This window comes from Shimia sp. MIT910701 (assembly GCF_047126315.1).
Taxonomy (GTDB): domain Bacteria; phylum Pseudomonadota; class Alphaproteobacteria; order Rhodobacterales; family Rhodobacteraceae; genus Shimia.
The window spans coordinates 1,036,193-1,058,228 of record NZ_CP138953.1; the positions used below are offsets into that span (position 1 = coordinate 1,036,193).

The following is a 22,036-nucleotide window of genomic DNA, read 5'->3' on the forward strand; positions in this document are numbered from 1 at the left end:
GATCATGGCGCCAAAGCCCGTTGTATTGTGCATTCTGGATGGCTGGGGGCTGTCCGATCAAACCGAGGCAAACGCGCCCTCTCTGGCGAAAACTCCAAACTTTGATGCGATGATGGCCGACGGGCCACATGCGACGTTGATCACCCATGGGCCGGATGTCGGTCTGCCAAGCGGGCAGATGGGCAACTCCGAGGTGGGCCATACCAACATCGGGGCGGGCCGAGTGGTGGCGATGGATCTCGGGCAGATTGATCTGGCCATTGAAGACGGATCGTTTTTTGAGAATGCGGCCCTGCAGGCGTTTATTGCCAAGCTGAAAGACACCGGCGGGACAGCGCATTTGATGGGTGTGGTTTCTGACGGCGGGGTGCATGGACATATCACCCATGTGCTGGCGGCAATGAAAGCGATTGCGGACGCGGGCGTGCCTGTGGTGCTGCATGCGGTCACGGATGGGCGTGATGTGGCGCCGAAGTCGGCGCTGGAATACTTTGCAGCCCTGCAAGCGCAGATGCCGGAAGGCGCCAAAGTTGGCACCGTGACCGGGCGCTACTATGCAATGGATCGCGACAATCGGTGGGAGCGAGTGTCTCAGGCGTTTGGCGCTTGGGTGACAGGTGACGCAGAGTACAAAGCGGCAGACGGTGTTGCGGCGGTGGAAGCGGCCTATGCGCGCGATGAAAGCGATGAGTTTATCGTGGCGACTACCATTGGCGATTATGCGGGCGCAAAAGACGGCGACGGGTTCTTCTGTTTGAACTTCCGCGCCGACCGGGCACGGGAGATTTTGGCGGCGCTGGCGCAGCCGGATTTTGACGCCTTTGATGCCTCCGCGCGTCCTGACTGGGCTGCGGTGCTGGGCATGGTGGACTATTCCGAACAGCACAATGGCTACATGACCACCGCCTATCCCAAGCAAGAAATCAAAAACACGCTTGGCGAATGGGTGGCCAAGAAAGGCAAGACGCAGTTCCGTTTGGCGGAGACCGAGAAGTACCCGCATGTGACCTTCTTCCTGAACGGCGGGGAAGAGACGCCTTCTGAAGGCGAGGATCGGTTTATGCCGCTGTCGCCAAAAGTGGCGACCTATGATTTGCAGCCGGAAATGAGCGCCGATGAGGTCACCGAGAAGTTTGTTGCCGCGATTGAGCATGGCTATGACCTGATCGTGACCAACTACGCCAACCCGGACATGGTCGGCCACACCGGCAGCCTTGAGGCGGCGATGGCGGCCTGTGAGGCAGTCGATCGCGGGCTGGGCAAGGTGCGCGCAGCGCTGGAAAAGGTTGGCGGGGCGATGATTGTCACCGCGGATCACGGCAACTGCGAAGTGATGGTTGATCCCGAGACCGGCGGGCCGCACACGGCGCATACCACCAATCTGGTGCCTGTGGTGCTGGTGAATGGGCCAGAAGGCGCTGGCTTGCGGGCCGGGCGCTTGGCCGATCTGGCGCCCAGCCTGTTGCAGTTGATGGGACTGGCGCAGCCGGAAGAGATGACCGGAGAGAGCCTGATCGTTTGAGGGCTCTGCGCGGATATATCCTTGCGGCGTCTTTGGCGTTGATGGCCGTCCCCGCGTGGGGCGAGCCAGATCCGGCGACGGCGGCGCGGGAGGCTGTGGATCAGCTGGAGGCGGCCTCGGTGGCCTTGGCACAGGCCAAAGGCGGGCGCGATCGGGTAAAGTCGCTGACCGGTGTGGTGCAGGCCTATGAGACCGGGTTGACGGCCCTGCGGGCAGGACTGCGGCGTGCGGCCATTCGTGAGGCGCAGTTGTCCAAGCAGCTCAAGGCGCAAGAGGCGGAGATTGCCAGTTTGCTGGGCGTGTTGCAAAGCATGGGAAAAGGCCCGCCGGAGGTGATCATGGTGCACCCTGGTGGGCCAATGGGCACGGCACGGTCCGGCATGATCCTTGCGGATGTGACTCCTGCGTTGGAGAAGAGCGCAGCAGAGTTGCGGCGGGATTTGGAAGAAGTGACTATCTTGCGCAGCCTGCAGGAAGGCGCTGCGGATACGTTGCAGGACGGGCTGGAAGGCGCGCAGGACGCGCGGACCGAATTGTCCAAAGCCATTGCCGATCGCACCGATTTGCCCAAGCGCTTCACGGAAGACCCGGTGCAAACCGCGCTGCTGATTGCCTCCACCGAAACGCTGGAAGGCTTTGCCAGTGCGCTGGTGGATTTGCAGGTGGAGGGCATGGCAGAGATCGTCCTGCCGGATGTGATGGACCGCAAAGGCAGCCTGCGTTTGCCGGTGGAAGCCAGCATGCTGCGCCGCGCAGGAGAGGCGGACGCGGCGGGCATTCGACGCCCCGGTCTGGTGCTGGCGACGCGACCTAGCGCTTTGGTGGTCTCCCCCACAGCGGCGACAATCCGCTATCGCGGGCCATTGTTGGACTACGGCAATGTGATGATCCTTGAGCCGCAACCTGGCGTACTCTTTGTGCTAGGAGGTTTGGCGCAGGTTTACGGGGACGCGGGCGAAGTGATTCCTGAGGGCGCGCCAATTGGCCTAATGGGAGGAAATGGGCTGGAAAGTGGCGCAATTCTCTCACAGTCTGGTGAAGCCTCTGGCAATGCGCGCTCAGAAACGCTCTATATAGAGGTCAGAGAAGGCAAAGCGCCTGTGGACCCGGAAATGTGGTTCCAAACGAATGAGGATGGATAACCTATGAAGAAATTCGTCGCCGCAGCAGCGGGAGGCATTGTGGCCGGTCTGTTGGTCACCACACAGGTGGCCGGGCCGCTGTTGGCAGAGGAAAGCGCGCGCAAGTCCAATGTCTATGAACAGCTGGACCTGTTTGGCGACATTTTTGAACGCATCCGCATTCAATATGTGGAAGAGGTGGATGACGCCGATCTGATCGAAGCGGCGATCAACGGTATGCTGACCTCTCTGGACCCGCATTCCAGCTATCTGAGCCCGGATGATGCCGATGACATGCGGGTGCAGACCCGTGGCGAGTTTGGCGGCCTGGGCATCGAGGTGACGCAGGAAGAAGGCTTTGTGAAAGTTGTCTCGCCAATTGATGAAACCCCGGCGGATGCGGCGGGCATCGAAGCGGGCGACTTTATCACCCATGTGGATGGCGAAAGTGTGCTGGGTCTGACCCTGGACGAAGCGGTTGAAAAGATGCGCGGCCCAGTGGGCAGCGAGATCGTGATCACCGTGGTGCGCGAAGGCGAACCGGAGCCGTTTGACGTGACGATTGTGCGCGACACCATCAAGCTGACCGCTGTGCGCAGCCGCAATGTCGGCGAGAGCGTGGTGCTGCGGGTGACCACTTTTAACGATCAGACCACGCCAAACCTGGTGGAAGGCTTCAATAAGCAGGTTGAAGAGCTGGGTGGCATGGAGAACGTGAACGGGATTGTGCTGGACTTGCGCAACAACCCCGGTGGTTTGCTGACGCAGGCAATCAAGGTCTCCGACAATTTCCTTGAAAAGGGCGAGATTGTCTCTACCCGCGGCCGCAACCCAGAAGATGGTGAGCGCTACAACGCGACGCCAGGGGATCTGGCCGAAGGCAAGCCGATTGTGGTGCTGATCAACGGTGGGTCTGCCTCGGCGTCTGAGATTGTGGCCGGTGCGCTGCAGGACCACCGTCGTGCGATTGTTGTGGGCACAAAGAGCTTTGGTAAAGGTTCTGTCCAGACGGTGATGCCACTGCGCGGCGATGGCGCGATGCGCTTGACCACGGCGCGCTATTACACGCCGTCGGGCCGCTCCATTCAGGCGCTCGGCGTGAGCCCGGACATTGTGGTGGAACAGCCGCGCCGGGCTGCAGAGACGCCGGAGGAGGAAGAGGACACCAACCGCCGCACCCGCTCTGAGGCGGACCTGCGCGGCAGCCTCAACAACGACAGCCTGTCCGAGGATGAGGTGCGTCAGATCGAGGAAGATCGTGCCAAGGCGGAAGAAGCCGCCAAGCTGCGCGAAGAGGATTATCAACTGGCCTATGCGCTGGACATCCTGACCGGTCTGTCGGCGTTGGGTCCAAAAGAGTAAGCTGCGCAGTGCGTGAGATTTGCGGGCGTCCCGGTGGGGGCGCCCGTTTTGGTTTGAGGGGCGCTGCCCCGTCACAGCAGGCTGTGACTCCCCGGGATATTTAGGGAAGGAGAAGCCCAGGCGCATTGCGTCCGGGGAGGCGCTTCGCTAGGACGGGGAGAGATCTGTGTTTGGAGTGCGCAAATGACCCCTGAAGAGCTGGAAAAGCTGCCGTATCGCAAGAATGTGGGCGTGATGCTGGTGAACGCCGAGGGTGGCGTGTTTGTGGGCCAGCGCATCGACAGCAAGGAGCCGGCCTGGCAGATGCCCCAGGGCGGGATCGACAAGGGTGAAGCGCCGCGCGACGCCGCGCTGCGCGAGCTTGAGGAAGAGACCGGTGTGTCGGCGTCTTTGGTGACCATTGAAGCCGAAACCGAGGGCTGGATTGCCTATGATCTGCCGCTGGAGATTGCTTCGCGCATCTGGAAAGGCAAGTACCGGGGCCAGAAGCAGAAGTGGTATCTGATGCGGTTTCAGGGCCGTGATGAGCAGGTCAATATCGCGCTGGACCATCAGGAGTTTTCCGAGTGGCGCTGGCTGCCAGCGGACCAGTTGGTGGCCAATATCGTGCCGTTCAAGCGTGAGGTGTATGAGCAGGTTGTGGCCGCTTTTGAAACGCATCTCTGAACCTTGTTTTCTAGAAATTCGCAGGATGACAAACACACAAGCCGGGGTTAGAAGGCCCCTGCGTGGCCCCGTGGCTCAACTGGATAGAGCAGCCCCCTCCTAAGGGGCAGGTTGCAGGTTCGAATCCTGCCGGGGTCGCCAGTTAACTATATGAAATTATTGAATATTTGTCGACTTTTTAGCGGTTTTTACGTGCAGGTTTTGCCGTGCAATGCGCAGGTGCGCGCAACTATGCACATTAAAATGGTCTATCTTCAAACAAAGATGACACAGATCTAACACAGTTGTTCTTCCGATCTAACTATCGGAATTGTTTGTGTTTTCTTGACTTAAAACAGGGAAGTTTCGTGCTTTAAAGCCAACCGTATCATTGAGGCACTACCGGATGTCGGCGGTCAATCGCGCGCAGCAATGGGCTCAACTCAGGCTTGTCATAAGCTCAACGTTGTGTGACGTTGCCATAATATTTTCGAACATCACTAAGTATTTTCGAAGTTAAAGGACTTCTAATGTCTCAGTCCAAACTCATTGGGATGGAAGCGCTGGATCTAACCAGTGAACTGTTGGCGGATTTGGAACTGGATAGGCTGCCGCTGTCTAGTTGCGTAATGAAAGCTGCCAGATTGGCTAGGCTAACAGGCGATATGACTTTTCTAAGAGTTTTTCAGTATGAACAAGGAGGTTATCCAACGTCACCTGCCGGTGTTTCTGGTGAAGTATGGGAATTCTGCAAGTTAGCTGGCCGAGTGTATAAGTATGAGAAAAAAGGCAAGGGTGATTCCGTAAAGGTTGAAGAACGCGCAAATCTTGATCCAATTGACGCCTTGGAGGGAAAAGTCGAAAGTTCGCGACTGAGGATGGAGTTTGGCCGACCTCAGCCTGTGAGTGTATCTTCAGCCAACCCTAGGCAGTATGTAGGTGCACCAAGTAGAAACGTCGTCGAGGAGAAAGCTGCCGAGAGAGACTATCACTCCGCGAAGCGCGATTTGGCGTCTAGAAAGAGTTTTGTTTTTGACTACGTGCTCACAAAACACTTTGAACTTCGTGTTTCATCGGCGTCCGAAGACATTTTTGATATTCACCGAATTCGGATCGACGAGCACCTCAGTTCAATCGTCCCAGATGAGTTGCGCAAGCTGGACTCCATTTCTGACAATTTAAAAAGTGACAACGCAGAAGACTGGGCAAATGCTGCCCACAGTTGTCGGCGTCTACTCCAAGCGGTTGCTGACGCGATTTTTCCGCCCGCAAAAGCCCCATATAAAACGAAGCTTGGCAAGGACGTTAAGGTCGGTAAAGACAACTACATCAACAGATTGGTTTGCTTCTGTGATGAGAACATGGATTCTGCCACTGCCGTTAAGATCATCGGTTCCGATTTGAGTTTCATCGGCGAAAGGCTTGATGCAGTTTTTTCCGGTGTCCAAAAAGGTTCTCACGCCGATATTTCTCTTTCAGAAGCGCGTCGTTTTGTAATCCATACCTATCTGGTAGTTGGAGATATCTTGGAGCTACACACTACAGCCGATTTGCAGGGCCAGAAGCTAACAGCCGAAGTTGATTTGCTCCCAGAAACCGTAGCGGTAGAGGAAGACATTTCAGTGTCGGAAAGTGACTAAGGCTACCTAAGTTGCTGACACAAATTGAACACAGGCAAGTCAAAAGTCCTTCTAAGGTGTTGTTAAGAAGGTGAAAATCATATCGACCTACGCCTCTCCTAAGGGGCAGGTTGCAGGTTCGAATCCTGCCGGGGTCGCCAAATTTTGAAAAATTAATATTGTCAATGCTTTAGGTCGTGCTCTTCCTGTCTGTGAGAAAAAATGTGTGGCACTTTGTGTGGCGAAGTTGGCGCCGAAAGTGGGCTTCAAGTGATTGGTCGGAGACTTTCTTTTCGGTGAATGTCAGTTTTCAAGTCGCGAGAAACATGTGCTAGAGCGGGAGATGAACCTAGCTCCTAGCATTTCAAATGCTGATACCGGAGTTGGCGGAGCCTAGGAGCGATGTGGATGTTGCGGCAAAAGCTTTTCTTTTTAGCGGCTTATGCCTACTGCTAGACGGTGATTGGTTCAAACTACTGTAACGCTCAGTGGTGTTTTCGTACTCCGGCGCATAAGAAGCTAAGCGCTAAGAGATTTGAACTCCGCACCGCGCCACTGAAAACCCCTGTTTTTAAGGCAAAAAAACACCGCCGCCATCCAATATATACCAGCCATGTCTACCAGACTTCAACACAACTTTGGACATTTCCTGTGAAAAAATCAGTGCAGTCTCTGCAAGGTGAATGAGACAGCCATTTGATGCGCAAGACATGATTTCAAGAACCCGCGAGTTTGCGAGGTACAAGAGTATTCCAGCAGTTTTCACTGTCCGTCGTCAAAGTTTTTGGAACCAAAAGCGGCGTGAACTAAGAGAGTGTTCGGCTCATCGGGTCGGTTTGATTATGCTGCGCGTTGACTGTGATGCAAGCGTCGCGCTTCGAATGTCTTCCGTTTGATCCTTTCTCGTTGTTCCAGAATGGCTTGGTCACGTCCGAAGTAGACATCGGCTGGTGTGACGTTTTTCAGGCTCTCGTGATATCGCTGGTGATTGTAATGATCGACGAAGGCTTCGATTTGGTCTTCGAGATCGCCGGGCAGGAAATAGTTTTCCAGCAAGATCCGGTTCTTCAAAGTTTGATGCCAACGCTCGATCTTGCCCTGCGTCTGGGGATGATACGGCGCTCCACGTGAATGTTTCATGCCTTTGTCCTGCAGCCACTCAGCCAGGTCACCCGAGACGTAACTGGAGCCGTTGTCGCTGAGTAGGCGCGGTTTGTGGACAACGTGGACCTGATCGCACCCTGACGCCTGCAAAGCCAAGTCCAGCGTGTCAGTCACATCCTCCGCCCGCATGGTCGTGCAGAGCTTCCACGAGATGATGTAGCGGCTGTAATCGTCCAGGATTGTGCTGAGATAGAACCAGCCCCACCCCAGAACCTTGAGATAGGTAAAGTCGGTCTGCCAAAGCTGGTTGATGGCCGTTGTCTTATGCTCGAACTCATTCGCGGCTTTCAGCACGATGAATGCTGGGCTGGTGATCAGGTCATGTGCCTTGAGCGTGCGATACACTGTGGATTCCGATACAAAGTACCGTTCTTGGTCTGTGAAGGTCACCGCCAACTCGCGGGGTGACAGCTCTGTCTCTTTCAAGGCGAAGCTGACGACCTTGCGCTTCACCTCGTCTGGAACGCGGTTCCAAACGTGTTTGGGCTTGGGAGACTGATCCTCAAGACCAGCCTCCCCGCGCTGCAGGTATCGGTCGTACCAACGGTAGAATGTGGTGCGAGGGATACCCAGTTTGGCCAATGTACGACGCGCTGACAGATGGCTTTCTTCAACCAACCGGATGATCTCCAGCTTCTCGGATGCGGCATACCTCATTCGTGGTCGCCCCCATCGCCTGTCATGCTTTTTTTGAGAAGACGCAGTTCCAATGTTTGCTCCGCGACAACCTCCTTGAGATCCTTTGCTTCGCGGCGCAGTTCTTTCACCTCGTCAGTGTTTGCGGCACGCGCTGTATCGCCCGCCAGCCGCTTCTTACCGGCCTCCATGAAGTCCTTCGACCATTTGTAGTAAACGCCTTGAGAAATCCCCTCGCGGCGACACAGTTCAGCTATGCTGTCCTCGCCACGAAGACCATCAAGGACGATACGGATCTTCTCTTCCGCCGAATACTGTTTACGGGTGGCGCGCTTGATATCTTTAACGATCTTCTCGCCAGGGCTCTTCGTAGTCTTTCTCATCTTCCACTCCTTAGTGGTTACGATGAGCCAGAAACTCTCCCTTATCAAATCACCCTAATTGGACCCATAGGTGCTGACGTCAGACACAGCGATCGAGATCAGCGATATCGACGCCGGAAGTGACGATGGCTTCTCCTTCTCCGGCTTGCGCTATGATCAGTTGGGCGCCGAGGTCACAGGCCTTGGGGATGTGAACGGCGATGGCTATGACGACTTCATGGTGATGGCAGGCGATGCACGCGAACAGGAGCCGGGTGTCCCGTTGTCGCCGACGGAGGAAGTCTACAGCGTCAGTTATGTGGTCTATGGGGGCGCCAACCTGACATCGACCGAGGTCTATTCCTCGTTGAACCCGTATTTCTTGCCCTACACCTACATGCGTCTCTTTGCTGGGGATAACCCCTACGCGAACTTTACCTCCACCGCGGGCCAGCAAGCCACTCTGCGCGAGGCTGTGGCGTCTTCGGGCTGGGGGAACGCGCGACTTTTCGAAGACGAGCAGGCCGCCCTGCTGCGTGTCGTCAGCGATCAGCCGAGTTTTTCAGGCTTGTCCGCTGCCGAGCAAAACGAACTTTTGAGTTTTGTAGAGAACACTTTGTCGACCTGGGGGCGCACGGAGTCCTTTGTAGAACGGGACTTTTTTGTGAGCCTCGGAGTGGCCTATGACACGCTGCTGGCGGAGGCCGGGGAACAAGGTTTCTCCCTCATTGGCTCTGACGCAGACGTGGATTTGCAACGTTGGCTGGATGTGCGCAACCCGGAGATTGGCCTGCAAGGCGATCGGGGATTCTCAATCCTTGGTTTGCATTCGGATGCCCCTGGGGTGAACCCCAATGAAGTGGCGGCCCTCGGGGACGTGAACGGCGATGGCCTGGCGGATATGCTGGTGACCGTTGCGGACCGTGGCACGTCTTACGTGGTGCTTGGTCGTAGCGACGACGCAGACATCACGCTCTCACAAATTGAGGCCGGGGTTGGCGGGTTCTCGGTGTCTGGATCGCTTCTGAGCGCGCAGGGCATTGGCGACTTTAACGGCGATGGCCTGGACGACTTCATCATCAGCCCTTTGGGCGGCGGCAAAGTATACGTGGTTTATGGGAAAACCGACACCACGCCAGTCACACTTGCGGATTTGGCCAACGATATTGGCGGCTTCCAGATCTCCTTGGACACCAATATCCTGACCGTCAGTGGCGCAGGCGATGTCAATGGGGACGGATTTGACGACCTGATGGTGGGCGCGACCTTCTCTGACACTGCGGGTCCCAGACAGGGCGAAGCCTTTGTGGTCTATGGCAACGCACAGGATGGCACGTCGATCAATTCGCAAGTGACTGGCGACGGTGACGATCGCATTAACGGGACCGCCGCCGCCGACCGCATTCTCGGCGGACGTGGCAATGACACGATTTCGGGCGGCGGCGGTGCAGACGCCTTAAGCGGCGGGGCCGGCGATGACCTGATCTCCATCGCCGACAGCGGGTTTGTGCGAGTCAATGGCGGGACCGGATTTGACACATTGCGTCTTGATACCAGTGGTCAATCGCTGTTGCTGGCCACCCTGCCTGACACGCGTATTGACGGGATTGAAGCCATAGACTTGGCCAACGCCAGCAACGCAGTTTCCTTGTCCCGTGATGCGGTCTTGCGGTTGTCAGAAACGAGCAACACACTGCGTGTTCTGGGGGGGGCAACTGACACGTATTCCTTCGCAGATAGCGGGTGGACAGCCGCAGGCAGCGTCGTGGACAACGGTATCACATACGATGTGTTCCAAAACGGATTGGCGCGCGTTGAAATGCAGCAAGGCGTTCGCGAAATACGGACCGAGTACGATCTGCGCGATATTGCCTCCGGCGTCTCTTCTTCAGGCGTGGCGTTTCTGGATACCGGAGCCAGCACAACCGTCGCGGTTGCCGGAGGAATTGACGCCAACGGCGATGGATTTAACGATCTGGCCTTTGCCTTGGACGACGGGGCAGGCAACGCCCGCATTTCCGTTGTCCTAGGCGGCAATGCGCTGACGCCCGGCTCCTTGGCCGCTGCAGCGGCCTACACTGTTGGCGGGCTATCGCCTGCCGCTGAGGGGCCTGAGATTGGTGTGGCGGGTCTTGGCGATATTAATGCGGATGGCGTCGACGAGTTCATTTTTGCGGACGGCTCGGCCAGCTACGTCGTGGCAGGGGATGCGGTGCCCAGCGCTGTGAGCACCAGCGGTCTGCAATCCAACACCGGCGGCTTCGCGCTGACCGGGGATGCCGACAGTGCGCGCGTGATTGCGCTTGGTGACGTCAATGGGGACGGTGTGGGCGACTTTATGACGCAAACGGCCACGGCAGGTGGCGACGCTCAGGCCACCGTGGTTTTGGGCGGTCAGGTACAGTCCAGCGCGAACGTGAGCGCTCTATCCGGCGCCCAGGCTTTCAACATCTTCAGCAGCAACTCTGTCACAGCGGGCTTGTTGGAGTTTGCTTATGCAGGTGACATCAACGGGGATGGCTTTGATGATGTGATTGCCTCTTCCTTAACGGCAGGTGGTGTTCCGGGCGGCGTGTTCCCGCTTCTGAAGGGCGGCGCGTTTGTGGTCTATGGATCAGACAGTCCTGTTGATGTGGACCTGGCGACAATTCAGGCAGGTGGCGCGACAACCGGAGCCTATATTGAAGGCAGCTTCTTTGACATCATCCGCAGTGCGACCGGTGTTGGGGACTTCAACGGCGACGGCTTTGGGGACCTGCTTGTGCAAACCAACGATCAACTGTTCATGGTGCATGGCGGTCAGAACTTTGCCGACCTGACCATTGATGATTTGATCGCCGGCACTGGTGGATATGCCATCAGCGGTACCTACGGTACGGCGGACGCCTTTGACGTGCAGGGTCTCGGGGATTTTAACGGCGATGGATTTGACGACCTGGCCTTTATCACCCGGGATGTGTCAACGCCGGAAGACAGCGAAACCTTCGTGATCTATGGCCGAGTGGGCAGCGATGCGTTTGATGTAGATGATCTTGCCAATGGGGTGGAAGGCTTCCGCATCACAGGGGGGGCGATCCATTCTCTGGCCGCGGCAGGAGACGTGAACGGCGATGGCCGCGCCGATCTGGTTGCAGGCACCGAGAGCTTTGATGATGGCTCCGGAACGCTGTCCGGAGGGTTCTTGATCTACGGCTAAGACAGGCACCGGGGAGCGCCAAACGACAGAGTTTGCGCTATGCGTTTCGCGCTCCCCAAATAATCTGTGTTTAGAGCGGACGCAAAAGTCTGCATACTTGGCGGCATTCTGGGGCGTTGTTTGTGCCGCGAACGTCCGCTTCCCGCCCGAAGAGCCAGAACCTCTTGTCCGCTTTGGGACAAAAACGATCATCACGCAAATCGAGTCCAATAGCAGCTTCGTCCGCGCAGCAGACTTTGGTGCGAACAGCCGCAAAGACCTCCTTGCCGCCTTTTTCGGCGTTCAGTTTTTCTCAAGCTCTCACATTGACTCAGGTTTGCCTGACGGCGCTGTGCGCACTGAAAAACGCTGCCCGAAAAGACAGACATAAGGGTGGTATATCTTTTTCGTCAGGCCGGACTTCTTGTGTCGGGCCACATTGGTGGCGACTGTGCATGTCGCCTATTTTGGGGATTCGAAATGAAAAAAGCCCCGGTGTGTCCACCGGGGCTTTCGTTTGTGAGAGAGAGCAGACCTTAGTCTTCTTTCTTCTCTTTCTTCTCAGGCACAACTTCTTCGCCGGTTTCCTGATCCACCACTTTCATGGACAGGCGTACCTTGCCGCGGTCGTCAAAGCCCAGCAGTTTGACTTTCACTTCCTGACCTTCTTTCAGAACGTCGGATGGGTGGTTCAGGCGGCGGTTCTCGATTTGAGACACGTGCACCAGACCATCGCGCTTGCCGAAGAAGTTCACGAAGGCGCCGAAGTCGACGATCTTCACAACTTTACCGGTGTAGATGGCGCCTTCTTCTGGCTCTGCCACGATCGCGTGGATCATGTCATAAGCCTTCTGGATGGAGTCACCGTTTGGCGAGGCAATCTTGATCACGCCTTCGTCGTTGATGTCGACTTTGGCGCCAGACACTTCAACGATTTCACGGATGACCTTACCACCGGAGCCGATCACTTCACGAATCTTGTCGGTTGGGATGTTCATGGTCTCGATGCGTGGGGCGTGTACGGAGAATTCCGCAGCACCGGTGATCGATTTGTTCATCTCACCCAGGATGTGCATGCGGCCGTCTTTGGCCTGTGCCAGCGCTTTTTCCATGATTTCCGGCGTGATGCCTGCAACCTTGATGTCCATCTGCAGCGAGGTGATGCCGTTTTCGGTACCTGCCACTTTGAAGTCCATGTCGCCGAGGTGGTCTTCGTCACCCAGGATGTCAGACAGGATCGCGTAGGAGCCGTCGTCTTCCAGGATTAGGCCCATGGCCACACCTGCAACGGCGGATTTCAGAGGCACACCTGCGTCCATCATGGACAGGGAGCCACCACAGACGGACGCCATGGAGGACGAGCCATTGGACTCGGTGATCTCAGACACCACACGCACGGTGTAAGGGAAGTCGGTTGCCGCTGGCAGAACCGCCTGCAGCGCGCGCCATGCCAACTTGCCGTGACCAATTTCGCGGCGGCCGGGAGGGCCCACGCGACCAGCTTCACCCACAGAGTATGGAGGGAAGTTGTAGTGCAGCAGGAAGTTGGATTTGAAGTTGCCGTGCAGCGCGTCGATGAACTGTTCGTCGTCGCCGGTGCCCAGAGTGGTCACAACCAGACCCTGTGTTTCACCGCGGGTGAAGAGGGCTGAGCCGTGGGTCCGTGGCAGCAGGCCTGTCTGGCATACGATGTCACGGATTTCGTCGGTTTTACGACCGTCGATACGGGTGCCGGTTTTCACAACGTCGCCGCGCAGGATGCCCGCTTCGAGTTTTTTCAGAGCGGAGCCGAGGTTTGCGTCTTCCAGCTGTTCTTCTGTCAGCGCTTCTTTGATGGCTTCGCGTGCCGCGGCAACAGCAGAGGTGCGCTCTTGCTTGTCGGTGATGGCAAAGGCGGCGCGCATCTGCTCCTCGCCAGCTGCTTTCACAGCGTCGTAGAGCTCTGCGTAGTCCGGTGCCTGGAAGTCAAAGGGCTCTTTTGCCGCTTCTTCGGCCAGGTCGATGATCAGGTCGATCACTGGCTGGATGGAATCGTGGGCAAATTTCACCGCACCCAGCATCTCTGCTTCGGACAGTTCGTAGGCTTCAGATTCAACCATCATCACGGCGTCTTTGGTGCCGGCCACAACCAGGTCCAGACGCTGCTCAGGATTCTGACGCAGATCCTGCATGTCATCAACGGTTGGGTTCAGGACATATTCGCCGTCCTCAAAGCCTACACGTGCGCCCGCGATAGGGCCCATGAATGGCGCGCCGGAGATGGTCAGGGCGGCGGAGGCTGCGATCATCGCCACGATGTCCGGGTCATTGACCAGATCGTGGGACAGCACGGTGCACATCACCAGAACTTCGTTTTTGAAGCCGTCGACAAACAGCGGGCGGATCGGACGGTCGATCAGGCGCGCGGTCAGGGTTTCTTTTTCGGTTGGGCGCGCTTCGCGCTTGAAGAAGCCACCCGGTACTTTACCGGCGGCGTAGTATTTCTCTTGGTAGTGCACAGTCAGAGGGAAAAAATCCTGACCGGGCTTTGGTGCCTTCGCAAAGGTCACTGCGGCCATCACGGAGGTTTCGCCCAGAGTGGCGATCACACAGCCGTCGGCCTGACGGGCAATCTTACCCGTTTCCAGAGTGAGCGTTTCCTCGCCCCACTGCATGGACTTTTTGGTTTCTTCGAACATCATCGTATCCTAGCTGGGAGCTCTCCCAGGCGTATCCCGGGTCTCCCGTTTGAAAATAGCGGCCCCATTGCCGCCGACCTCTTCTATCTTTCTTTGATGCGCCGAGGTCAGGACGCAACGTCTCAGATGGTCGGCCCATATCGGAAAACAAGGCGTTTGGAAACCAAATTCTCCGTCAATCAGCGGTGGGCTGCCGTGCCAGCAAGACCTGTGAACGCAGTGTCGTTGCGTGGGCAACACATTGTTTACGGCCAAAACATGGCATTTTAGGCAAATTTGGGCGATACTATGGCTGACAGAATCGCGGCTAGGGGGCTTGCTGCGGTGGAAACGTAACGCGCGAGTTATGCGCCCAGTGTGAGAATAAGTGCCATGAGAGCCCCGTTTACCCTCTTGTTGACCCTTTGTATGGTGGCGACGTTTTTTGTTGCTGGCTGTGCAGAAACCACCAGCGGTGCCAACCCTGTAGGAGCGGCACAGGCTGAGCCTGAGGAGGTGGTGACCAAGAATGCCGTTGCAGAAGCCGAGCCGCAGGGCACACGTATTCTGGCGATGGGCGACAGTTTGATGGCCTGGCACACGTTTACAGGTCAGTCGATCCCGCACACCATCGAGGCGGTGCTGGGCGAGCCGGTGTATAACACCGCGATCAGTGGTGCGAAGATCACCTTTAAACTGCCGATTTCCGGGGCGATGGGCATGCGGATCGAGAACCAGTATCGCAAAGGCGACTGGGACTGGGTGGTGTTGAACGGCGGGGGGAACGACCTGTGGTTGGGCTGTGGCTGCGGCAAATGCGCAGGCAAGATGAACAAGATGATCTCTAAGGACGGCAAGCGCGGAGTCATTCCGATGATGGTGCAGAAGTACCGTCACGCAGGAGCGCAGGTGGCATGGGTGGGATACTTGCGCAGCCCGGGGGCGTGGTCGCCTGTGGAAGGCTGCCGCGACACCGGCAATGACTTGGAGCAGCGCATCAGCAAACTGGCGGCGATTGATCCGGGCGTGCACTATGTGTCGCTGGCCGATCTGGTGCCCAATGGCGACCGGAGCTTTCATACCTTTGATATGATTCACCCGTCGATCAAAGGCAGCCGCGAAATCGGCAAGCGGGTGGCTGCGGTGATCGCAGCGCATGACGCCGCGCGCTAAGATTTTAAACAAGTCAATATGTTAGTCCCATCGCGTTGCGGTGGGGGCGTGGCGTTTTTGCTGTGGCAAAAAGGGCGGTTGCATATTCCGACAGAATTTGTCAGATAAAGGCCGCCCAGCCAAGGATCCTCCAGATCAGCCCGGGTTTTCAATGCATGAAACTAGGCACCGGCTGTGACCCCCAAAGCGAGCTGGTGCCCTTTTTTGCGGCTGTCGAGAGAAGGACACCCTGACATGGAAAAAATCTTTGCGGACTTACTGGTAATTGACGGAATGGCTCAAAAAGCAGGTTGCGGGTTGAAGCCGGAGTTGCGGCAAGCCATGGAGACCAGTTTGCGTTTTCCGGTGAAAGCGGCCTCGCCAGTGTCGGGCGTTGAAGATTTGCTGGGGGAGCTTCCAGAAAATGTCGTGCGCCTTGACGACGCGGATGGCGCTCGCAGTCGGAGGAAAGAAGCATGAGTAGTGTGGCAAAATACCGGTGTGTGGAAGTCCTGGAAACCGTCGGCTGCGACGATTTCGAAATTGGGCTGTTGCCAGTGCTGCGCCATTTGTGCGTCAGTGCCGAAAGCGCCGATCCCAAAAACTGGGGGCGTGCCTTTGACATTGCGGTGGAGAGGTTTGGTGAGTCCATTGGCCTGCCCGCAGCACACGGGCTCAACAAAGCTGTCCTTGCATTGTTTGCCTGTCGTGACGGTGGTCCCGATGTGAATGATCCGCTGTGCCCAAAGGCAAATCGAGACATCACCGATGACGAAGTGCAATTCTTGTCGATGATCCACCACATGCGGCGCGATAACTCTGCCGCTGCGCGCTCGGCCGTGGCCTTTGTGACGCGAGGGCGTATGGACCCGGCTTTGATCCGCAGTGGACTTACATTCGCCAACCGTTTCCCCGCAGGCATGGGGCGGCACGCACGGGTTGTAGGTCGTCCGAAACTGTCTGTGGTGGCTTAAGAGGTCCGTGCGCGTTTGGCGCCGGGCTTTTGGGTGATGCCAAAAGCTTTGCGCGCTGTCACGAGGCGCAGGTCTTCAGGGTCCATGCCCATGGACAACATTGTCTTGCGGTCAAAGCGCTCTTTGGCGACGGTTTTGTCATGCGCGGTGCCAAACAGGCGGTCGATCCCGTCAAAGCCAAAGCTGACCTGATAGGTGGCGTGGTGGTCTTGAAAGTGATGCGCTAGATGCTTGCGGGTGATGTATTGACCCAGGCGGCCTTTGGGCACGTTCAGATGCGCAATCGTGTGGCAGTATTCATAGAAGGCGAAGGCGGACACCGAGCCCACAAACAGCGCGATATAGGCGATGGTCAGCGCCGGGATCAGGCCAAAGAAAGGCCAAAGGATCGCGGTGTGGATGGCCACAGACAGGAGGCCAAAGCGCACGGGATACCAGTGGTCATCACCAGTAAAAAACTCCGGATCGGTGGGGTATTCATGATGGCCAATGTGGGTGCGGTAAAGCTCGTTGAAGGTGCCCTGATCGGTGGGAGGTTCACGGTGCATCAGGAAGCGGTGCATGCCGTATTCAACTAAGAGCTGCGCGATGTAGCCATAGATCAGCGCGACAGGAATCCACCAGGTCAGGTTCAGGAAAATCAGGACCACACCGACCAGCCAAAACGGAAACAATCGGTGCAAACTGCCCATGCGGATCAGAACGGATAGTGTTTCTTTCATGGTGACCTCCCCTATCGCGGGGAAGTCTGCGCCCGCATTGTAGGGCGAGTCAAATTTGACTTTGCGTCAAGGCGAGGGGCCTCGCACCGACATTGCAGCGCGAGGCGGTATGCGCGTTTAAGCGCGACGCCATCCGGGGAATGGATCGGGCATCTCCTCTACAGCGGCCAATGCGGCGACAGACTCTGCGTGAAGAAGACAGTTGTCCAACTTCGCCTTAAGCGCAGGCCAGTCAATCCCGCTGCCAATGAAAACGAGCTCCTGACGGCGGTCGCCAAAAGGTTCAGCCCAGTGGGCGGCCATATACTCTTGTGCCTGCGGATGGGTCGGGCGACGTTCTTCCGGCACGCTGGCCCACCAAGTGCCCAAAGGGGCAACGGAGGACAGGGAGCCAGCCAGCGAGAACTCCGCCACCCAATCCGGGCGCGTGGCGATCCAGAAGTGACCTTTGGCACGGATTACGCCGGGAAGGTCGTCCTTGAGCACATCGTGGATTTTTTGCGGATCAAACGGCAACCGTTCCCGATACACATAGGACGTGATGCCATACTCTTCGGTTTCCGGTGTGTGATCGGCAAAGCCGTAGAGTTCTTTGGCCCACATCGGGTGTTCATGCGCTTTGTCGAAATCAAACAGGCCGGTGTTGAGAACATCCAGCGCAGGCACCTTACTGTGGTCAGTTTCGATGATGCGGGCGTCGGCATTCAGGCTGCGGATGATCTTGCGCGCAGCATCTGTTTTCAATGGACCGGCGTCTGTGACCTTATTGAGGATCACCACATCGGCAAATTCTAACTGGTCGGTCAGCAAGTGGACCAAAGTGCGCTCGTCCTCGTCCCCAAGAGTTTCGCCTCTGTCTGCTAAAAGGTCATGGCTGTCAAAGTCGTTTGGGAGGTTCACTGCGTCGACCACTGTCACCATGGTGTCGAGCCGCGCCACATCTGTAAGGCTCTCGCCTTGCTCATCGCGGAACTCAAAGGTCGCCGCCACTGGGAGTGGCTCTGAAATGCCCGTGGACTCGATTAGAAGGTAATCAAAGCGGCCTTCGGCAGCGAGGCGGCGCACTTCACTCAGCAGGTCGTCGCGCAGGGTGCAGCAGATGCAGCCGTTAGACATCTCCACGAGGGTTTCCTCGGTTTGGCTCAGTTCCGCTCCCCCTTCACGCACAAGGTCCGCGTCAATGTTCACTTCGGACATGTCGTTCACGATCACTGCCACGCTCAACCCTTCGCGGTTGTTCAGTACGCCGTTTAGGAGGGTGGTTTTACCGGCTCCAAGGAAGCCGGATAAAACGGTCACAGGGAGGCGGGTGTCTTGGTGTTGGGTGTCTGGCATAGCTGGCTCCAAATAATGTTATAACATAACAAACAGACGGCGACAAAAACTGCAAGTGACGGAATGCAAGGCCTGTAACAAAAAACGCCCGCTCCGGGGAGCAGGCGTTTTCCGTAATCTCGACTTGAGCGGCGTCTTAGCGACGGATGCCCAGACGCTTGATCAGGTCCTGATAGCGTGCTTCGTCTTTGCCCTTGGTGTAGTCCAGCAGCTTACGGCGCTGAGCAACCATTTTCAGAAGGCCACGACGACCGTGGTTGTCCTTCTTGTGGGTTTTGAAGTGCTCGGTCAGGGTGTTGATGCGGGATGTCAGGATCGCAACCTGGACTTCCGGGGAACCGGTGTCGCCTTCTTTGGTCGCGAATTCTTTCATCAGGCGTGCTTTTTCTTCAACAGTGATCGACATCGGGGTCTCCTATTGCAAAGGGTTTCGGGCGCAAGCCGGGATGTCGTCCAGCAAGGTCCATAGAGATGTCCCCCAAAGGGATTCCCTTGGAAGATGGGCGTATTTAGTCGCAAATGGATCAAAAGGAAAGGGGGAAGGCGTTTCCGTCGCTTTCTGAGGATCAGAGCCGCCAGATTTCCGGCTGTGTGGCGTAGGCGATGTACAGTGGATGGCGCGGGTGGCCGGCTTTGGTCACGCCGAGGCATTTGATGGTCTGGCCGGTGGCTTTCAGAACGCCTTTCATTTCAAAACCGCGGTCCAGATGATCGCCATGTGCACCCCAAGCGGCGATGATGTCATCAGCCCAGAGGCAGCTGTCAGCCACAACGCTGTCATTGTCCGGTCCCGCAGGGGCCTTGTGCTGGCGCATCTTCTTGGGGTCGGTTTCGCGCAGGGCAAAGATATTCACCGCGCGAAAACCGCCATATCCCAGAGCGCGGGCGCGACGTTCGCAGCGCTCGATGGTGGGGTCGTTTTGACGCTCGGTGGCTTTCGACGGATTGAGCATGATGAACAGCACTTTGGCGGCGCTGTTGTCCCACACCCTAGTCAGCGCATAGCGGTAGGTCTCGCATTCCGAGTAGAGTGCGGAGCTGGTGGCGTCGTCTTTTTGGAAGTGGCGTTCGATCATTCTGTCTACTTATGATTAACCAACGCGGAGTCAAACGTTTGATTTTGAAGCCTCTCCTTCTTATCCCTGATACTTGGGATAACAGCCGTCTGGGGTTTTGTACGGCTGATTGGTGAGGTGGTGAGATGCCGTTTCTTTTCTTTTTGGGCCTGCTTGCGGCAGGCGCGGCCGTTGGCACGATGGTGGGTGTGACCGATGACACCGAGGCAGAAGACGACAGCACGCCGTCGGATGACGAGCGTGATGACTCCGCCGATGCGCAAGGTGAGCAGCCGTCGACGGACGAGGTGCCTGAAGACGGCCCTGAGGAAGACGCGGAACCGGAAGATGATTTTGCAGCCCAGTTCCTGTTTGGCGAGTTGGATGTGGACGACCACCTGATTGGCGGCGCTGGCGAGGACACGATTGTCGGTAACGGCTGGGAAGACGATTACCTCGAAGGCGGCGAAGGCGATGACGATCTGTTTGTCTCAGCCGGCAACATGGCCAACGGCGGAGCTGGTGCCGACACTTTCTATCTCGAGGCGGACAATGAAGTTGTGGGCCGCATAGAGGATTTTGATGCGTCCGAGGACATGATTGTGCTGCGCAATTACGAAAGCCCGGTGGATGGGTCTTCGGGCAACTTTGTTCTGACGCAGGAAGACGGTGGACTGGCATTACGCGATGCCGACACCGGAGATGTGCGCATTGATCTGCCGGGGGCCTCTTTGGCGGATGGCGAAAGCCTGTCGGTGGTGTTCCAGCACACAGATGGTGATGCGCATGACAGCGAGGTACAGGCCGAGTGGGCGCGTGACTATACCATTCAGGACAAGCCTTATGTGGCGGATGCGCTGCGTGGTGGTGCCGGAGAGGACACGCTGATTGGCGATGACAGCGACAATCGGATTTTTGGTGAAGCCGGTGCGGATGATCTGCAAGGTGGCGAGGGGGATGACCACATCTTTAGTGGCAGCGGCAGTGTGTTTTATGGCGCCGAGTGGAACCATGAGCCGGGCCACCTGAACCGCCTTGGCGCGGGAGATACCCTGTCTGGCGGCGCGGGCGAGGATGTGCTGTGGCTTGGGTCTGGCAATGTGGCCACTGGTGGCGCGGATGCGGACACATTTGAGGCCTTTGCAGGCGTCTATGACAATGTGACCGAGATCACCGATTTTGCGCCGGGCGAGGACAAGTTGGTCATCAGCTTTGGGTTGGATGGTCCGTTTGGTGCGGGCTTCCAGAACGCGGATAATGAGTATTTCACCGTAGCCGAAGCGGCGGATGGGTTTGACAGCAGTTACGACGCGGACGCAGATGAGACCACGCTGACGCTGGGCGGGCACCCATTGCTGGTGCTCAACGGCGATCAGACCGGCGCAACCGTGGCGTTCAGCAATCAGGATGCGGCGGACAACTATGACCTGCCGGAAGTCTGGCTCGATGCCAATGGCGACCCGATCACTGCCGAACAGGGCCAGGCGGCAGATATTCTGTTCAGCGGCATGACCCCGCAGGATATGTATGACGCCAATGGCAATGGCGGCATGGTCGCCTGATCAGCCCTCGGGTTTCACAAACACGCGGCTGGGGTGTAATTGTCCGGCTTTGAAGACGCCAACGGCCACAGCTTCGCCGTCGAAGCTGGCCCAGCATTCTTCGCCATATTCCACGTCAGAGGCCAACACCATTCCAGGGTTGCCGTTGCGCAGACGCACGGTGCCTTCGGCGGTGGCTTTCACCTCTGGCAGATCTTCAAGACCTTGTTGCAAGGGGCGCAGGTAGCTGTCGAGCTCCGGCTGTTTCGCCATCTCGTCAATTTGCTCGATGCTCAGCCCGTCAGCGGCGTCAAACGGCCCGGACCAGATACGGCGCAGCTCGCGCACGTGTCCGTGACAGCCCAAGGCTTCGCCCAAATCACGGGCGATGGAGCGAACATAGCCACCTTTGCCGCAGGTCATTTCCAGCGTGACGTGATCTTCGTCTTCGCGGTCCGTCATCACCAGCTCTTCGACCCAGAGGGGGCGGGCGGCGAGTTCGATGTCTTCGCCGTCGCGCGCCAGTTTGTAAGCCCGTTCGCCGTCGATCTTCACGGCGGAGAATTTGGGTGGCACCTGCTTAATGTCGCCGACAAACTGACCTAACGCAGCTTTGATCTCATCATCGGTGGGGCGTTTGTCGGACTGGGCGATGACTTCGCCTTCGGCGTCGTCGGTATTGGTGGCCTGTCCCAAACGTACAGTGAAGGTATAAGCCTTCAACGTGTCAGTGATGTAAGGCACGGTTTTGGTGGCTTCGCCCAATGCTACGGCCAGAACGCCAGTGGCATCTGGATCCAGCGTACCAGCATGGCCGGCCTTTTTGGCATTAAAGGCCCAGCGGACTTTGTTTACCACAGAGGTGGAGGTCATACCTGCAGGTTTATCGACCACAAGCCAGCCAGAAATATCGCGTCCCTTGCGTTTGCGTCCCATGCCTTTGACCTCTCATATCAGGGTGAGGGCGGCGACCTAGCGGATTGCCTTCACGCTG

18 protein-coding genes and 1 tRNA gene are annotated in these 22,036 nt (G+C 57.2%); 12 read left to right on the plus strand and 7 right to left on the minus strand.

All coding sequences use genetic code 11. The features are described from left to right. Window position 1 precedes the first annotated feature (1 nt). The 6 genes from gpmI to SIB38_RS04925 all read left to right on the plus strand — a co-directional run bounded on the left by gpmI (window position 2) and on the right by SIB38_RS04925 (window position 6,290). Window positions 2–1,522, plus strand: coding sequence for a 2,3-bisphosphoglycerate-independent phosphoglycerate mutase (gpmI, locus tag SIB38_RS04900; RefSeq protein ID WP_412552023.1), 1,521 nt, complete (start codon window positions 2–4; stop codon window positions 1,520–1,522). Between the two features lie 41 nt (window positions 1,523–1,563). Next, window positions 1,564–2,664, plus strand: a complete 1,101-nt coding sequence (locus SIB38_RS04905; protein ID WP_412551532.1) for a murein hydrolase activator EnvC family protein — start codon at window positions 1,564–1,566, stop codon at window positions 2,662–2,664. Window positions 2,665–2,667: 3 nt separating this feature from the next. Beyond that, the gene (locus SIB38_RS04910; protein WP_294116552.1) at window positions 2,668–4,005 is read left to right on the plus strand and encodes a S41 family peptidase; all 1,338 of its coding nucleotides are present in this window, start codon (window positions 2,668–2,670) and stop codon (window positions 4,003–4,005) included. Window positions 4,006–4,188: 183 nt separating this feature from the next. Beyond that, a complete protein-coding gene (locus tag SIB38_RS04915; RefSeq protein WP_294116551.1) occupies window positions 4,189–4,671 on the plus strand; it encodes an RNA pyrophosphohydrolase in 483 nt (160 codons plus the stop codon). A 64-nt stretch (window positions 4,672–4,735) separates the two neighbouring features. Further along, window positions 4,736–4,812 (plus strand) — tRNA-Arg (locus SIB38_RS04920). A 368-nt stretch (window positions 4,813–5,180) separates the two neighbouring features. Beyond that, the gene (locus SIB38_RS04925; protein WP_412551533.1) at window positions 5,181–6,290 is read left to right on the plus strand and encodes a hypothetical protein; all 1,110 of its coding nucleotides are present in this window, start codon (window positions 5,181–5,183) and stop codon (window positions 6,288–6,290) included. Between the two features lie 819 nt (window positions 6,291–7,109). Here the strand turns inward: SIB38_RS04925 and SIB38_RS04930 are convergent. Continuing rightward, a protein-coding gene (locus tag SIB38_RS04930; protein WP_412550264.1) for an IS3 family transposase occupies window positions 7,110–8,452 on the minus strand; the annotation gives its coding sequence in 2 pieces (ribosomal slippage) (window positions 7,110–8,125 and window positions 8,125–8,452; 1,344 coding nt in all). 70 nt (window positions 8,453–8,522) lie between these two features. Here SIB38_RS04930 and SIB38_RS04935 point away from each other — a divergent pair. Further along, entirely contained in the window at window positions 8,523–11,627 is a 3,105-nt protein-coding gene (locus SIB38_RS04935) for a beta strand repeat-containing protein (RefSeq protein ID WP_412551534.1), read from the plus strand. Window positions 11,628–11,724: 97 nt separating this feature from the next. Continuing rightward, window positions 11,725–11,997 (plus strand): hypothetical protein, encoded by a 273-nt coding sequence (locus SIB38_RS04940; RefSeq protein WP_412551535.1) that lies wholly within the window; start codon window positions 11,725–11,727, stop codon window positions 11,995–11,997. Window positions 11,998–12,142: 145 nt separating this feature from the next. Here SIB38_RS04940 and pnp read toward each other — a convergent pair whose 3' ends face one another. Further along, entirely contained in the window at window positions 12,143–14,284 is a 2,142-nt protein-coding gene (gene pnp / locus SIB38_RS04945; RefSeq protein WP_294115804.1) for a polyribonucleotide nucleotidyltransferase, read from the minus strand. A 372-nt stretch (window positions 14,285–14,656) separates the two neighbouring features. Here pnp and SIB38_RS04950 point away from each other — a divergent pair, with 372 nt between their 5' ends. The 3 genes from SIB38_RS04950 (at window position 14,657) to SIB38_RS04960 (ending at window position 16,389) form a co-directional block, all read left to right on the plus strand. Then, window positions 14,657–15,436 carry an SGNH/GDSL hydrolase family protein gene (locus SIB38_RS04950; protein WP_412551536.1) on the plus strand — a complete coding sequence of 260 codons (780 nt, stop codon included), beginning with the start codon at window positions 14,657–14,659 and terminating at the stop codon, window positions 15,434–15,436. A 234-nt stretch (window positions 15,437–15,670) separates the two neighbouring features. After that, complete coding sequence (locus tag SIB38_RS04955; protein WP_294115808.1) at window positions 15,671–15,895, plus strand: hypothetical protein; 225 nt, start codon at window positions 15,671–15,673, stop codon at window positions 15,893–15,895. After that, on the plus strand, window positions 15,892–16,389 hold the full coding sequence (locus SIB38_RS04960; RefSeq protein ID WP_412551537.1) for a hypothetical protein: 498 nt from the start codon (window positions 15,892–15,894) through the stop codon (window positions 16,387–16,389). The genes SIB38_RS04955 and SIB38_RS04960 overlap by 4 nt, the downstream gene beginning before the upstream one ends. On the opposite strand, the gene SIB38_RS04965 is transcribed toward SIB38_RS04960, so the two are convergent. The 4 genes from SIB38_RS04965 to SIB38_RS04980 all read right to left on the minus strand — a co-directional run bounded on the left by SIB38_RS04965 (window position 16,386) and on the right by SIB38_RS04980 (window position 19,522). After that, window positions 16,386–17,111, minus strand: a complete 726-nt coding sequence (locus SIB38_RS04965; RefSeq protein WP_412551538.1) for a sterol desaturase family protein — start codon at window positions 17,109–17,111, stop codon at window positions 16,386–16,388. The genes SIB38_RS04960 and SIB38_RS04965 overlap by 4 nt on opposite strands. Before the next feature lie 117 nt (window positions 17,112–17,228). Beyond that, window positions 17,229–18,446 (minus strand): GTP-binding protein, encoded by a 1,218-nt coding sequence (locus tag SIB38_RS04970; protein ID WP_412551539.1) that lies wholly within the window; start codon window positions 18,444–18,446, stop codon window positions 17,229–17,231. A gap of 136 nt (window positions 18,447–18,582) precedes the next feature. Continuing rightward, window positions 18,583–18,852: a 30S ribosomal protein S15 gene (gene rpsO / locus SIB38_RS04975; RefSeq protein WP_058241030.1), complete on the minus strand. Its 270-nt coding sequence runs from the start codon at window positions 18,850–18,852 to the stop codon at window positions 18,583–18,585. 160 nt (window positions 18,853–19,012) lie between these two features. Beyond that, window positions 19,013–19,522 carry a DUF1643 domain-containing protein gene (locus SIB38_RS04980; protein WP_294115828.1) on the minus strand — a complete coding sequence of 170 codons (510 nt, stop codon included), beginning with the start codon at window positions 19,520–19,522 and terminating at the stop codon, window positions 19,013–19,015. Window positions 19,523–19,647: 125 nt separating this feature from the next. Between SIB38_RS04980 and SIB38_RS04985 the strand changes: the two genes are divergently transcribed. Beyond that, a complete protein-coding gene (locus SIB38_RS04985; protein ID WP_412551540.1) occupies window positions 19,648–21,063 on the plus strand; it encodes a hypothetical protein in 1,416 nt (471 codons plus the stop codon). Here the strand turns inward: SIB38_RS04985 and truB are convergent, their stop codons facing one another. Further along, a complete protein-coding gene (gene truB / locus SIB38_RS04990; protein WP_412551541.1) occupies window positions 21,064–21,978 on the minus strand; it encodes a tRNA pseudouridine(55) synthase TruB in 915 nt (304 codons plus the stop codon). Between the last annotated feature and the right edge of the window lie 58 nt (window positions 21,979–22,036).

Coding starts and splice junctions, on each gene's coding strand:
- SIB38_RS04980 (WP_294115828.1), bottom strand. CDS start 19,522: ATGATCGAACGCCACTTCCAAAAAGACGACGCCACCAGCTCCGCACTC.
- SIB38_RS04910 (WP_294116552.1), top strand. CDS start 2,668: ATGAAGAAATTCGTCGCCGCAGCAGCGGGAGGCATTGTGGCCGGTCTG.
- SIB38_RS04960 (WP_412551537.1), top strand. CDS start 15,892: ATGAGTAGTGTGGCAAAATACCGGTGTGTGGAAGTCCTGGAAACCGTC.
- SIB38_RS04925 (WP_412551533.1), top strand. CDS start 5,181: ATGTCTCAGTCCAAACTCATTGGGATGGAAGCGCTGGATCTAACCAGT.
- SIB38_RS04965 (WP_412551538.1), bottom strand. CDS start 17,111: ATGAAAGAAACACTATCCGTTCTGATCCGCATGGGCAGTTTGCACCGA.
- SIB38_RS04955 (WP_294115808.1), top strand. CDS start 15,671: ATGGAAAAAATCTTTGCGGACTTACTGGTAATTGACGGAATGGCTCAA.
- SIB38_RS04905 (WP_412551532.1), top strand. CDS start 1,564: ATGGCCGTCCCCGCGTGGGGCGAGCCAGATCCGGCGACGGCGGCGCGG.
- truB (WP_412551541.1), bottom strand. CDS start 21,978: ATGGGACGCAAACGCAAGGGACGCGATATTTCTGGCTGGCTTGTGGTC.
- SIB38_RS04970 (WP_412551539.1), bottom strand. CDS start 18,446: ATGCCAGACACCCAACACCAAGACACCCGCCTCCCTGTGACCGTTTTA.
- SIB38_RS04915 (WP_294116551.1), top strand. CDS start 4,189: ATGACCCCTGAAGAGCTGGAAAAGCTGCCGTATCGCAAGAATGTGGGC.
- rpsO (WP_058241030.1), bottom strand. CDS start 18,852: ATGTCGATCACTGTTGAAGAAAAAGCACGCCTGATGAAAGAATTCGCG.
- pnp (WP_294115804.1), bottom strand. CDS start 14,284: ATGTTCGAAGAAACCAAAAAGTCCATGCAGTGGGGCGAGGAAACGCTC.
- SIB38_RS04985 (WP_412551540.1), top strand. CDS start 19,648: ATGCCGTTTCTTTTCTTTTTGGGCCTGCTTGCGGCAGGCGCGGCCGTT.
- SIB38_RS04950 (WP_412551536.1), top strand. CDS start 14,657: ATGAGAGCCCCGTTTACCCTCTTGTTGACCCTTTGTATGGTGGCGACG.